Origin of the sequence: Escherichia sp. SCLE84 (assembly GCF_012584495.1) — a bacterium.
Classification (GTDB): Bacteria; Pseudomonadota; Gammaproteobacteria; order Enterobacterales; family Enterobacteriaceae; genus ECMA0423.
In genome coordinates, this window is the sequence record NZ_CP051430.1 from 2,494,911 (window position 1) to 2,507,654 (window position 12,744).

Below are 12,744 nucleotides of genomic sequence, written 5' to 3' on the forward strand. Positions count from 1 at the left end.
CCTTTCTTGTTTCTTCCTTGATTTTTCATCCCTGATTCAAATTCATTATCATCAGCATGATGGCAGCAATAAGCGCCAGGCACGATGGTAGCAAAACGTAATGCCGTAACTGTTTGTGATACAGCATCACCGACGTCAATACTAATCCCATCAGAATGACAATCCGCCACTGATCCGGTGATAAATCCGCATACATCAGCCCTGCAATCAGCAATCCTGGCAGCAACACTCCCCAGCCACTGCCCAGCGTACGTTGCAACATGGTTTCATCTCTTTCATTGATAATGATAAACAATATCATATGATAATTTTTATCATTTGCAAGCCAGAGAAATCCCTTGCTATCGGGTAAACCTATCGCTAGGATTAGCAATCATTATCATTTAGATTACTATCCCGATTATGGCCTATCGTTCCGCACCGCTCTATGAAGATGTTATCTGGCGAACGCATCTCCAGCCACAGGATGCTGGGCTTGCACAAGCCGTACGTGCGACGATCGCCGAACATCGTGAACATTTGCTGGAGTTTATCCGCCTGGATGAACCCGCTCCGCTTAACGCCATGACGCTGGCGCAATGGTCATCACCGAATGCGCTAAGTTCTCTACTCGCGGTCTATTCCGATCATATCTATCGCAACCAACCAACGATGATCCGCGAGAACAAACCGCTGATCTCACTATGGGCACAATGGTATATCGGCCTGATGGTGCCACCATTAATGCTGGCGCTACTGACGCAGGAAAAGGCATTAGATGTGTCGCCGGAACATTTCCATGCTGAGTTTCACGAAACCGGCCGTGCCGCCTGTTTCTGGGTCGATGTGTGTGAAGATAAAAACGCAACACCACATTCGCCGCAGCAGCGAATGGAAAGGTTAATCAGCCAGGCGCTGGTTCCGGTTGTGCAGGCACTAGAAGCGACCGGAGAGATCAACGGCAAACTTATCTGGAGTAATACCGGTTATTTGATCAACTGGTATCTTACTGAGATGAAGCAACTGCTCGGCGAGGCGACGGTTGAATCGCTGCGCCATGCCCTCTTTTTTGAGAAAACGCTTACTACCGGTGAAGATAATCCACTCTGGCGTACCGTGGTGCTACGCGACGGCCTGCTGGTGCGCCGGACCTGCTGCCAGCGTTATCGCTTACCGGATGTGCAGCAATGTGGCGATTGTACGCTGAAATGAAAGCACTGCCGGGGAAGTAAACCCGGCATCATGCGGATTAATAGGGATGCAACACATTACTTGCTTCGCAATGCCGCATACATAACAGAATATCTGCGGCCTCCAACAACCCTGCATCAGAACTGACGCCCAGTTTCGACATCACATTAAATTTATGTGCACGGATCGTTTTGATATTGCGTTTAAGCTGCTCGGCAATTTGTGTCATTGAGTAGCCACGCGACATAAAGCGCAATATTTCTCTCTCCGTCGGGCTTAGCGTCCGGCTTTGGTTAATGTACCACTGATTGTTCAGTCGGTCGGTCGCCTGACGTACACCATTTAATGACAAAAAGAGTTCCTGATGAAAAATCTCCAGCGTTGACGCTTTACTTAATACACCGTCCAGCGGTGATGGCGACAATGAACCAATCAGCCGAGCTTCAATATCATCATCCGCAATAACTAAACGCCGGGTACGCGGAAACTTAATCGCCAGTTCAGTCAGGCAAGATAATCCCTCTCTGCGCTCACTTCTCATGGCAGAAAAAGAAAAAATGACCGCCGCAAATGAGATCCGCGACATGGCATCCTGAAATGACTCCTGACTGGTATAGGTATGGAGCTTATAAGGGTTACCCGCAAACTTTCTGAATAAACTCTCAATACCGATACTGCTCATGACGCATTTTTCTATGAGTGCGACATTTCTCTTCTTAATTCGGCTGTGTTCCATTCTGCGGCATCTCCATAAACAGAAGGCAAGTTAAGTTCTCTTGCACCCTGCGCGCTATTTATCCATGCATACATTTCAGCGTTGCTGTGAATTGCCAGTCGACGCATCGCACTGTTTTTTTGGGCGCTGATAGTTTTATTACTTTTCTTAAGCAACGAAGCTATCTGGTTGATGCCCCATCCTTTACCTAATAGCCGCAGTACCTTGCGCTCTGAAAGAGTGAGAATGACGGAGCGATAGCTAAAATCATGAGTTTCATTCATTGCCGGAGAGGTCAGCATGGCGCTGATACGCTCTGCGTGCGTATTGCCGGAACGTACGGTCTTGACCAGATTCTCAATGGGTTCAACATCAGACAATAACGTCGCCGTAGGGCACATGAGCAATTCTACTGCCTGGGAATACCAGGAGCGTGACACCATGAAAACCCAGTGAATTTCCCGATATTGTGAGATTAAAGAATAATAATGTTCACAAACAGAACGAGGATCTTCACTTTCACCGGCTAAATCAGCAATGACTAATCCGGAACGACGTAATTGTAATAAGGTAAGGTCCTCCGCAGAGGCGCTGGATATTATTTCATATTCAGGGAAGTGAGTCCTCATGACCTCTTTTAACCCTGCTTGCATAACAGGTATTTTACTGATAACAATTCCATTTTTGCAGCATCCTGGCAACATATTTCCTCCACATCCACTGTCTAAAAATCATGATGGTTTATTCAGGATATTCATTCCTTAAATGTTTCCAGCAAATTAATAGATTAAGCGAATAAATTATCCTTAGCATTCACTTTCATATCAGCATACTCCTGCTGCACAACAACTCCACTGCATGTGTCAGAAGGTTAGCATCAAATGATAACCTGGTGAAATAGCCTGGAGACATTTAAAATATCTACATTAAGTTGTTAGGAATACTTAATGAAAAACAGAAATCACATTCATTTAATTTATAATTAAATGATATTCCTTCCCGCAGAATGAAAAATCACACAACCAATATTTATTCAATGAAATCTGATGGTTTTAACTTGTTAACATTAAAAAACGTGCCCGGTTATCTATTATCCTGATTCGTAAAGGCCAAACAATAAATTCATTATAGTGATAATATTCATGTGATAGTTTGTTTGCGGCGAGAGATAATTCGCTTTTTATCACCGAGCTTGTCCCGATAACCAGGATTAATCAGCGCAATTTTGATCTTAACCTACCGCAAAACAACCGTGCTTCATGATACAAATGGATTCTCATTATCTGAACAATACGCAGCACGTCTATGACAAAGGGCGAGTTATGCAAACTGAGCAACAGCGAGCCGTAACACGGCTTTGTATCCAGTGTGGATTATTTCTTTTGCAACATGGTGCGGAAAGCGCGTTGGTTGATGAGCTTTCCTCACGACTGGGTCGGGCGTTGGGGATGGACAGCGTCGAAAGTTCTATCTCTTCGAACGCCATAGTGCTGACAACCATTAAAGATGGGCAATGCCTGACATCGACACGTAAAAATCACGATCGCGGCATTAATATGCATGTGGTGACTGAAGTCCAGCACATTGTGATTCTGGCGGAGCACCATCTGCTGGATTACAAAGGCGTAGAGAAACGATTTAGCCAAATTCAGCCATTACGTTACCCAAGATGGCTGGTAGCCTTAATGGTTGGCCTTTCTTGTGCCTGTTTCTGTAAACTCAATAAAGGTGGCTGGGATGGTGCCGTCATCACCTTCTTTGCCAGTACGGCCGCGATGTATATCCGCCAGCTGCTGGCACAACGTCATCTTCATCCACAAATCAACTTTTGCCTTACCGCTTTCGCCGCCACCACCATTTCCGGATTGCTTTTGCAACTCCCCACTTTCAGCAATACCCCCACCATTGCGATGGCCGCCAGCGTTCTGCTGCTGGTGCCGGGATTTCCGTTGATAAATGCCGTCGCCGATATGTTTAAAGGCCACATCAATACCGGACTGGCACGCTGGGCGATCGCCAGTCTGCTGACACTGGCTACCTGCGTCGGCGTGGTGATGGCACTGACGATTTGGGGGCTACGCGGATGGGTGTGATCGAGTTTCTGTTTGCATTGGCGCAGGATATGATCCTCGCCGCCATTCCAGCGGTCGGCTTTGCGATGGTGTTCAACGTTCCCGTTCGGGCATTACGCTGGTGTGCGCTGCTTGGCGCGATTGGTCATGGTTCACGAATGATCTTAATGACCAGCGGGCTGAATATTGAGTGGTCAACCTTTATGGCTTCTATGCTGGTCGGCACCATTGGTATTCAATGGTCGCGCTGGTATCTGGCACATCCGAAAGTGTTTACCGTGGCGGCTGTTATCCCTATGTTCCCTGGCATATCGGCTTATACCGCAATGATTTCGGCCGTAAAAATCAGCCAGTTAGGTTACAGCGAGTCATTGATGATTACCCTGTTAACCAATTTTCTTACAGCTTCATCGATTGTTGGTGCGTTATCCATCGGTCTTTCCATCCCTGGATTATGGTTGTACCGCAAGCGCCCTCGCGTATAAAATTGCCTCGCTTAAAGCACGCGGATGAGAGACAGCCGCCTCTCCTCCGTGTGTTACTATAAAAGTTATCTCCCTTCTCGTTCATCGTTCCATATTTGAGAAACAGTATGTCTTCCAGAGTTTTGACCCCGGACGTCGTTGGTATTGACGCCCTGGTACACGATCACCAAACCGTTCTGGCAAAAGCTGAAGGCGGTGTGGTTGCCGTATTTGCTAACAATACCCCGGCGTTTTATGCCGTCACGCCTGCACGCCTGGCTGAACTGCTGGCGCTGGAAGAAAAGCTGGCGCGTCCGGGAAGCGATGTCGCTCTGGACGATCAACTCTATCAGGAACCGCAAGCCGCTCCCGTTGCTGTACCCATGGGGAAATTCGCCATGTATCCGGACTGGCAACCCGATGCCGATTTTATCCGCCTGGCGGCGCTATGGGGTGTGGCGCTAAGAGAGCCGGTGACTACCGAAGAACTGGCCTCATTCATTGCCTACTGGCAGGCGGAAGGTAAAGTCTTTCACCATGTGCAGTGGCAACAAAAACTGGCGCGCAGCCTGCAAATCGGTCGTGCCAGCAACGGCGGACTGCCGAAACGAGATGTGAATACGGTCAGCGAACCTGACAGCCAAATTCCACCAGGATTCAGAGGGTAACGATGAAAAACGTTGGCGACCTGATGCAACGCCTGCAAAAAATGATGCCTGCCCATATCAAACCTGCATTCAAAACGGGTGAAGAGCTACTGGCCTGGCAGAAAGAACAAGGAGCGATCCGCTCCGCCGCTCTCGAACGTGAAAATCGGGCGATGAAAATGCAGCGCACCTTTAACCGCTCCGGTATTCGGCCACTGCATCAGAACTGCTCCTTTGAGAACTATCGCGTTGAGTGTGAAGGGCAGATGAATGCGTTAAGCAAAGCGCGCCAGTACGTCGAAGAGTTTGACGGCAACATCGCCAGCTTCATCTTTTCTGGTAAGCCAGGAACCGGCAAAAACCATCTGGCGGCGGCAATCTGCAACGAGCTGCTGCTACGCGGTAAATCCGTATTGATCATCACCGTGGCCGATATTATGTCGGCGATGAAAGATACCTTCAGGAATAGCGGTACCAGTGAAGAACAACTGCTTAACGATCTGAGCAACGTTGATCTGCTGGTGATCGATGAGATCGGCGTGCAGACCGAATCGAAATACGAAAAAGTGATCATCAACCAAATCGTCGATCGCCGCTCTTCTTCCAAACGCCCAACCGGGATGCTGACCAACAGTAATATGGAAGAGATGACCAAGTTGCTGGGCGAACGCGTGATGGACCGTATGCGCCTGGGTAACAGTTTGTGGGTGATCTTCAACTGGGATAGCTACCGTAGCCGGGTAACAGGTAAAGAGTATTAATCCCCGTTTCTGGCGGTATACTGCGACACAATTCCACCTTGAGTAATGATGATGAAAACTGTTAAACATCTTCTGTGCTGTGCCATTGCCGCCAGCGCATTAATTTCCACCGGGGTGCATGCTGCGTCCTGGAAAGATGCGCTCTCCAGCGCCGCCAGCGAACTTGGCAACCAAAACAGCACGACACAGGAAGGCGGTTGGTCGCTCGCGTCATTAACTAACTTGCTTAGCAGCGGGAACCAGGCCTTAAGCGCAGATAACATGAACAACGCCGCAGGCATTCTGCAATACTGCGCGAAGCAAAAGCTGGCGTCGGTAACCGATGCCGAAAACATCAAGAACCAGGTGCTGGAAAAGCTGGGCCTGAACAGTGAAGAGCAAAAAGAAGACACCAACTATCTGGATGGCATTCAGGGTTTGCTGAAAACCAAAGATGGTCAGCAACTCAATCTGGATAACATCGGAACGACTCCGCTGGCAGAAAAGGTGAAAACCAAAGCCTGCGATCTGGTGTTAAAGCAGGGGCTGAACTTCATTTCCTGAACCGCGAAACGCCGCGTTTTAGCTGTTACCCGGCTGACGCGGCTCTCTCCTGCCCTTTTCCCTGCTCCTGGACGGTTTTCCCCCTGTTACACGGGAAGCGACCGCGATCAAAAAAGTCTGTTTATAAACTAATTCCTAACAACATCGCATTTTTTTGACACTAGAATTGCAGCAATATGGCGACGCCATTACATTGTGCTTCTCAAAAAGCTTAAACGTTGGCTAAACGGCCCGGTTTAGTGAGGATCGCCCGTTGTCAGAACTACTCTCTTTCGCCCTTTTTCTCGCCTCTGTGCTGATTTACGCATGGAAAGCGGGACGTAACACCTGGTGGTTTGCAGCCACATTAACGGTGCTGGGGCTATTTGTCGTTTTAAATATCACCCTGTTTGCCAGCGACTATTTTACTGGCGATGGTATTAACGACGCGGTTCTCTATACCTTAACCAACAGCCTGACCGGTGCTGGCGTCAGCAAATACATCCTGCCGGGTATCGGCATTGTGCTGGGGCTGACGGCGGTGTTCGGTGCGCTGGGCTGGATCCTGCGCCGTCGTCGTCATCATCCGCACCATTTTGGTTACAGCCTGCTGGCGCTCTTACTGGCGCTGGGTTCGGTGGACGCCAGCCCGGCATTTCGTCAGATAACGGAACTGGTGAAATCCCAGTCACGCGATGGCGACCCGGACTTTGCGGCTTATTATAAAGAGCCGTCGAAAACTATCCCTGACCCGAAACTCAACCTGGTTTATATCTACGGCGAAAGTCTCGAGCGGACCTATTTTGATAACGAAGCTTTCCCGGATCTCACGCCTGAACTGGGCGCGTTGAAAAATGAAGGCCTGGATTTCAGCCACACGCAGCAGCTGCCAGGAACGGATTACACGATTGCGGGCATGGTGGCTTCTCAGTGCGGCATACCGCTGTTTGCCCCCTTTGAAGGCAACGCCTCCGCCTCTGTCTCCAGCTTCTTCCCGCAGAACATCTGTCTGGGCGATATCCTGAAAAACTCGGGTTATCAGAACTATTTCGTGCAGGGCGCGAATCTGCGTTTTGCCGGTAAAGATGTGTTCCTGAAGTCGCATGGCTTCGACCACTTATACGGCTCAGAAGAGCTGAAAAGCGTGGTGGCCGACCCGCACTATCGCAACGACTGGGGATTCTACGACGATACCGTTCTCGATGAAGCGTGGAAAAAGTTTGAAGAGCTTTCCCGCTCAGGTCAGCGATTCTCACTGTTTACCCTGACAGTCGATACCCATCACCCGGATGGTTTTATCTCGCGTACCTGTAACCGCAAAAAATATGATTTTGACGGTAAGCCGAACCAGTCATTCAGCGCGGTAAGTTGCAGCCAGGAGAATATCGCGGCGTTTATCAACAAAATCAAAGCGTCACCGTGGTTTAAAGATACCGTCATCGTCGTCTCTTCTGACCATTTAGCGATGAACAACACGGCGTGGAAATACCTTAATAAGCAGGATCGCAATAACCTGTTTTTTGTCATTCGTGGCGACAAGCCGCAGCAAGAGACGCTGGCAGTGAAGCGTAACACGATGGATAACGGCGCGACGGTGCTGGACATTCTCGGTGGCGATAACTATCTCGGACTTGGTCGTAGCAGTTTATCCGGGCAGTCAATGTCGGAAATCTTCCTCAATATCAAAGAGAAAACATTGGCGTGGAAGCCGGATATCATCCGCCTGTGGAAATTCCCTAAAGAGATGAAAGAGTTCACCATCGACCAGCAGAAAAACATGATTGCCTTCTCGGGTAGCCATTTCCGTTTGCCGCTGCTGTTGCGGGTTTCAGACAAACGCGTGGAACCGCTGCCGGAAAGCGAATACTCAGCACCGCTGCGTTTCCAGCTGGCCGATTTCGCTCCACGCGACAATTTCGTCTGGGTTGACCGTTGCTATAAGATGGCACAACTCTGGGCTCCGGAACTGGCACTCTCCACCGACTGGTGTGTCTCGCAAGGGCAGCTTGGCGGTCAGCAAATTGTTCAGCATGTTGACAAAACAACATGGCAGGGCAAAACGGCATTTAAAGATACGGTCATCGACATGGCGCGTTATAAAGGCAATGTCGATACGCTGAAAATTGTTGATAACGATATTCGCTACAAAGCCGACAGTTTCATCTTCAACGTCGCCGGTGCGCCTGAAGAGGTGAAACAGTTTAGTGGGATTTCCCGTCCAGAGTCGTGGGGCCGCTGGTCCAACGCGCAGCTGGGCGATGAAGTAAAAATCGAGTACAAGCATCCGCTGCCGAAGAAATTTGACCTGGTGATTACCGCCAAAGCATACGGCAATAACGCCAGCCGTCCTATTCCGGTACGCGTAGGCAATGAAGAACAAACTCTTGTGCTGGGCAATGAAGTGACCACCACCACACTGCATTTCGATAACCCAACCGATGCCGACACACTGGTAATTGTGCCGCCGGAACCTGTCTCAACCAACGAAGGGAATATCCTCGGACACTCGCCGCGTAAGCTCGGGATCGGCATGGTGGAAATTAAAGTTGTGGAACGTGAAGGGTAATTCCTGACTGATGTGTAGGTCGCATAAGGTGCGACCTACACACCTTCTCCGGCCTACAAAACATCATTGAGAAACAGAAAAAAAACAGCGCCCAACACTTCCCCGGACGCTGCATGGCAACTTTAATAATCTCGCCTTATCAGAAAGTAATTACACCCTTAATCAACTCACGATTGTTAATCACATCGCGCTCGTAGGTTTCTGCCAGCGTGGCGAACGGATAGCGATGGGTTAACATCATGTCGGCAGTGATTTTTCCTTCCGCCATCAGTCGACCGACTTTAGCAAAATCTTCCGGCGTGGCGTTGCGGCTGCCCATCATCGTCGTTTCTTTTTTATGGAATTCCGGATCGGAGAACTGCAACTCACCTTTAAACAGGCCGACAAATACCACCGTGCCGCCGTGACGAATCAAATTCACGGTGTTATTCATCGCATGTTGATTACCTGTCGCGTCGATCACTTTCTGCGCCAGCGAACCACCAAACTGCGCCCGTAGCTGCGCGTCAAAATCTTCGGCTGACGGGTCCAGTAAAGGTAATTCCAGACGCGTTGCCACATGTTCACGGCGCGCCGGACTGGTATCCGCCACCACCACCTGTGCGCCATCGGCTTTAGCGATTGCCGCCGCGCCCAGACCGATTGGCCCCGCCCCGACCACCAGCACCTGCTCGCCGGGAGCAATGGCTGCGCGACGCACCGCATGAGCGCTAATAGCGAAAGGTTCAATCAATGCGGCCGCCTGCGGGTCAATACCGTCTGCGGGCAAAATGTTCGCCACCGGCACGCTCAAATACTCACTAAAACCGCCATCCTGATGCACGCCAATGACTGAAATTTTTTCACAGCAATTGGTACGCCCGCTTTTACACGCCGGGCATTGCTGACAGGCAACATAAGGGATCACAGCAACTTGCTGACCATTTTTAAGATCAGCAATATTTTTACCCAGCCCAACAATCTCCCCACATATTTCATGGCCTAAAACACGTGGATAACTAAAAAATGGTTGATTTCCACCCCAGGCATGAATATCGGTACCGCAAATCCCGACAGACTTAATTTTTATTAATGCTTCATTGTCACCCGGAATAGGTATCTCGCGTTGTTTCCAGACTAATTCTTTCGGCTGCTGGCAAATTAAAACATTCATCGTAGACATGATTCGGCTCTCCATTTTTTGTTGCCTTAGATATCAATGAAAATGAAAAATGGCAGCGGAACGGAAAATCTGTTTTGTGAAAACACACGCATAAAAATGTTTTAAATCGGGTTTTAATGGACTCACAAGGAGGAAAATATGAGTCGTTCACAAAATTTACGCCACAATGTGATTAACCAGGTCATTGATGATATGGCGCGGGGTCATATCCCTTCCCCACTTCCATCGCAAAGTGCGCTGGCGGAAATGTACAACATCAGCCGCACAACAGTGCGTCATATTCTCAGCCACTTACGCGAATGCGGCGTCTTAACGCAGGTTGGAAACGACTATGTTATTGCGCGTAAACCTGACCATGATGACGGTTTCGCCTGTACTACCGCTTCAATGAGTGAACAAAACAAAGTGTTTGAGCAGGCTTTTTTCACGATGATAAACCAGCGTCAGTTACGCCCTGGGGAAACTTTTTCTGAACTGCAACTGGCTCGGGCCGCGGGTGTCAGCCCGGTGGTTGTAAGAGAATATCTTTTAAAATTCGGCCGTTATAATCTTATTCAAAGCGAAAAACGCGGCCAGTGGAGCATGAAGCAATTCGATCAATCCTACGCCGAGCAGCTGTTTGAGCTACGCGAAATGCTCGAAACACATTCACTTCAGCACTTTCTCAACCTGCCTGATCATGATCCCCGCTGGCTGCAGGCGAAAACCATGCTCGAACGTCATCGGCTACTGCGTGACAACATCGGCAATAGCTTTCGCATGTTCTCGCAACTTGACAGAGATTTTCACTCCTTACTGCTTTCAGCTGCCGACAATATCTTTTTTGATCAATCGCTTGAGATCATCTCAGTCATCTTTCATTTTCACTATCAATGGGACGAAAGCGATCTTAAACAGCGCAATATCATTGCCGTCGATGAGCATATGACCATTCTCAGCGCTCTGATTTGCCGCAGTGACCTTGATGCCACCCTTGCGCTCCGTAACCATTTGAATTCAGCTAAACAATCAATGATTCGATCCATTAATGAGAACACGCGTTATGCTCATTAAGTACGGATTAAAAACAGCAAACTATTAGCGGGTGCACGGTTTTATCAAAAGATAAATACCGGGAAATTCCCGCTTACCTATGCTCACAATCAGTCGACTAAAAATTTTTTTGTGAGCGGTAGTAAAGTCCTAAAACTTTAACCTGCCGTTAATGTCAACCTTGCGTAATTCACAATTACGTAAACAATTAAAATTATAAATACAGGAGTCCGGCGTGGAAAAAGAAAATATCACCCTCGATCCGCGTTCTTCATTTACTCCATCTTCGTCGGCAGATATTCCCGTGCCACCAGATGGATTAGTTCAACGCAGTACCCGAATTAAACGCATTCAAACCACCGCCATGTTGTTATTATTTTTTGCGGCGGTAATCAATTATCTCGACCGCAGTTCGCTGTCGGTAGCAAATTTAACGATTCGTGAAGAATTGGGATTAAGTGCCACCGAAATCGGCGCTTTGCTCTCCGTGTTTTCACTCGCTTACGGGATTGCGCAACTTCCTTGCGGCCCACTATTGGATCGTAAAGGCCCACGCCTGATGCTGGGACTGGGGATGTTCTTCTGGTCACTGTTCCAGGCAATGTCTGGCATGGTGCACAACTTTACGCAGTTCGTGTTGGTGCGTATCGGTATGGGGATTGGTGAAGCGCCGATGAACCCATGCGGTGTAAAAGTCATTAACGACTGGTTCAACATCAAAGAGCGCGGACGCCCGATGGGCTTCTTCAACGCAGCTTCTACCATTGGCGTTGCCGTAAGCCCACCGATTCTGGCGGCGATGATGCTGGTGATGGGCTGGCGCGGGATGTTTATTACCATTGGTGTACTGGGGATTTTTCTCGCCATCGGCTGGTATATGCTCTATCGCAACCGCGAGCACGTAGAACTGACTGCCGTTGAACAAGCTTATCTCAATGCAGGTAGCGTCAATGCCCGCCGAGATCCGCTCAGTTTTGCCGAATGGCGCAGCCTGTTCCGTAACCGTACAATGTGGGGAATGATGCTCGGATTCAGTGGCATCAACTACACTGCGTGGCTGTATCTGGCCTGGCTTCCTGGTTACCTGCAAACAGCCTATAACCTGGATTTAAAAAGCACAGGGTTGATGGCGGCTATCCCTTTCCTGTTTGGGGCTGCCGGGATGCTGGTCAACGGTTACGTTACTGACTGGCTGGTCAAAGGGGGAATGGCTCCGATTAAAAGCCGTAAGATCTGCATTATTGCCGGGATGTTCTGTTCTGCCGCCTTTACGCTGATAGTACCACAAGCGACAACATCCATGACGGCGGTTCTGCTGATTGGCATGGCACTGTTCTGTATTCACTTTGCCGGAACATCCTGCTGGGGCTTGATCCACGTCGCAGTTGCTTCTCGCATGACTGCGTCGGTGGGCAGTATCCAGAACTTTGCCAGCTTCATCTGCGCCTCTTTTGCGCCGATCATTACTGGTTTTATTGTTGATACCACCCACTCATTCCGTCTGGCACTAATCATCTGCGGTTGCGTCACCGCAGCGGGGGCACTGGCGTACATCTTCCTGGTTCGTCAGCCGATCAACGACCCACGTAAAGATTAATCTCCTTATGCCCGATAACATTTTGCTTATCGGGCA

13 protein-coding genes are annotated in these 12,744 nt (G+C 49.2%); 9 read left to right on the forward strand and 4 right to left on the reverse strand.

Annotated features, from left to right (window positions below; all coding sequences use genetic code 11):
- Nucleotides 1-25: 25 nt before the first annotated feature.
- Complete coding sequence (locus HGD79_RS12240) at nt 26-262, reverse strand: DUF1435 domain-containing protein (protein ID WP_001350028.1); 237 nt, start codon at nt 260-262, stop codon at nt 26-28.
- Nucleotides 263-402: 140 nt separating this feature from the next.
- Here HGD79_RS12240 and fhuF point away from each other — a divergent pair, with 140 nt between their 5' ends.
- Nucleotides 403-1,191 (forward strand): siderophore-iron reductase FhuF, encoded by a 789-nt coding sequence (fhuF, locus tag HGD79_RS12245; protein ID WP_000331602.1) that lies wholly within the window; start codon nt 403-405, stop codon nt 1,189-1,191.
- A 37-nt stretch (nt 1,192-1,228) separates the two neighbouring features.
- On the opposite strand, the gene bglJ is transcribed toward fhuF, so the two are convergent.
- Together bglJ and HGD79_RS12255 are read right to left on the reverse strand one after the other, a co-directional pair.
- Complete coding sequence (bglJ, locus tag HGD79_RS12250) at nt 1,229-1,906, reverse strand: DNA-binding transcriptional activator BglJ (protein ID WP_001300509.1); 678 nt, start codon at nt 1,904-1,906, stop codon at nt 1,229-1,231.
- A complete protein-coding gene (locus tag HGD79_RS12255; RefSeq protein ID WP_000936630.1) occupies nt 1,864-2,589 on the reverse strand; it encodes a response regulator transcription factor in 726 nt (241 codons plus the stop codon). The genes bglJ and HGD79_RS12255 overlap by 43 nt, the downstream gene beginning before the upstream one ends.
- 618 nt (nt 2,590-3,207) lie before the next feature.
- Here HGD79_RS12255 and HGD79_RS12260 point away from each other — a divergent pair.
- The 6 genes from HGD79_RS12260 to opgB all read left to right on the forward strand — a co-directional run bounded on the left by HGD79_RS12260 (nt 3,208) and on the right by opgB (nt 8,917).
- Complete coding sequence (locus HGD79_RS12260) at nt 3,208-3,978, forward strand: threonine/serine exporter ThrE family protein (RefSeq protein ID WP_001340933.1); 771 nt, start codon at nt 3,208-3,210, stop codon at nt 3,976-3,978.
- Complete coding sequence (locus HGD79_RS12265) at nt 3,969-4,442, forward strand: threonine/serine exporter (RefSeq protein WP_000538177.1); 474 nt, start codon at nt 3,969-3,971, stop codon at nt 4,440-4,442. Before HGD79_RS12260 ends, HGD79_RS12265 begins: the two co-directional genes overlap by 10 nt.
- A 107-nt stretch (nt 4,443-4,549) precedes the next feature.
- Complete coding sequence (gene dnaT / locus HGD79_RS12270; RefSeq protein ID WP_000098824.1) at nt 4,550-5,089, forward strand: primosomal protein DnaT; 540 nt, start codon at nt 4,550-4,552, stop codon at nt 5,087-5,089.
- 2 nt (nt 5,090-5,091) lie between these two features.
- Complete coding sequence (gene dnaC, locus HGD79_RS12275; protein ID WP_000799911.1) at nt 5,092-5,829, forward strand: DNA replication protein DnaC; 738 nt, start codon at nt 5,092-5,094, stop codon at nt 5,827-5,829.
- A gap of 48 nt (nt 5,830-5,877) precedes the next feature.
- A complete protein-coding gene (gene yjjA / locus HGD79_RS12280; RefSeq protein WP_001308243.1) occupies nt 5,878-6,372 on the forward strand; it encodes a DUF2501 domain-containing protein YjjA in 495 nt (164 codons plus the stop codon).
- Between the two features lie 253 nt (nt 6,373-6,625).
- The gene (gene opgB, locus HGD79_RS12285; protein WP_001292661.1) at nt 6,626-8,917 is read left to right on the forward strand and encodes a phosphatidylglycerol--membrane-oligosaccharide glycerophosphotransferase; all 2,292 of its coding nucleotides are present in this window, start codon (nt 6,626-6,628) and stop codon (nt 8,915-8,917) included.
- Between the two features lie 139 nt (nt 8,918-9,056).
- Here the strand turns inward: opgB and lgoD are convergent, their stop codons facing one another.
- Nucleotides 9,057-10,079: an L-galactonate oxidoreductase gene (lgoD, locus tag HGD79_RS12290; RefSeq protein ID WP_000106030.1), complete on the reverse strand. Its 1,023-nt coding sequence runs from the start codon at nt 10,077-10,079 to the stop codon at nt 9,057-9,059.
- A gap of 138 nt (nt 10,080-10,217) precedes the next feature.
- Here lgoD and HGD79_RS12295 point away from each other — a divergent pair, with 138 nt between their 5' ends.
- Nucleotides 10,218-11,132 carry a GntR family transcriptional regulator gene (locus HGD79_RS12295; protein ID WP_000091572.1) on the forward strand — a complete coding sequence of 305 codons (915 nt, stop codon included), beginning with the start codon at nt 10,218-10,220 and terminating at the stop codon, nt 11,130-11,132.
- Nucleotides 11,133-11,346: 214 nt separating this feature from the next.
- A complete protein-coding gene (locus HGD79_RS12300; RefSeq protein ID WP_000410127.1) occupies nt 11,347-12,708 on the forward strand; it encodes an MFS transporter in 1,362 nt (453 codons plus the stop codon).
- Nucleotides 12,709-12,744: the final 36 nt, after the last annotated feature.

What these genes read in the sequence shown, in the direction of transcription:
- HGD79_RS12240 (WP_001350028.1), bottom strand. Translation starts at nt 262, where the DNA reads ATGTTGCAACGTACGCTGGGCAGTGGCTGGGGAGTGTTGCTGCCAGGA.
- fhuF (WP_000331602.1), top strand. Translation starts at nt 403, where the DNA reads ATGGCCTATCGTTCCGCACCGCTCTATGAAGATGTTATCTGGCGAACG.
- bglJ (WP_001300509.1), bottom strand. Translation starts at nt 1,906, where the DNA reads ATGGAACACAGCCGAATTAAGAAGAGAAATGTCGCACTCATAGAAAAA.
- HGD79_RS12255 (WP_000936630.1), bottom strand. Translation starts at nt 2,589, where the DNA reads ATGTTGCCAGGATGCTGCAAAAATGGAATTGTTATCAGTAAAATACCT.
- HGD79_RS12260 (WP_001340933.1), top strand. Translation starts at nt 3,208, where the DNA reads ATGCAAACTGAGCAACAGCGAGCCGTAACACGGCTTTGTATCCAGTGT.
- HGD79_RS12265 (WP_000538177.1), top strand. Translation starts at nt 3,969, where the DNA reads ATGGGTGTGATCGAGTTTCTGTTTGCATTGGCGCAGGATATGATCCTC.
- dnaT (WP_000098824.1), top strand. Translation starts at nt 4,550, where the DNA reads ATGTCTTCCAGAGTTTTGACCCCGGACGTCGTTGGTATTGACGCCCTG.
- dnaC (WP_000799911.1), top strand. Translation starts at nt 5,092, where the DNA reads ATGAAAAACGTTGGCGACCTGATGCAACGCCTGCAAAAAATGATGCCT.
- yjjA (WP_001308243.1), top strand. Translation starts at nt 5,878, where the DNA reads ATGATGAAAACTGTTAAACATCTTCTGTGCTGTGCCATTGCCGCCAGC.
- lgoD (WP_000106030.1), bottom strand. Translation starts at nt 10,079, where the DNA reads ATGTCTACGATGAATGTTTTAATTTGCCAGCAGCCGAAAGAATTAGTC.
- HGD79_RS12295 (WP_000091572.1), top strand. Translation starts at nt 10,218, where the DNA reads ATGAGTCGTTCACAAAATTTACGCCACAATGTGATTAACCAGGTCATT.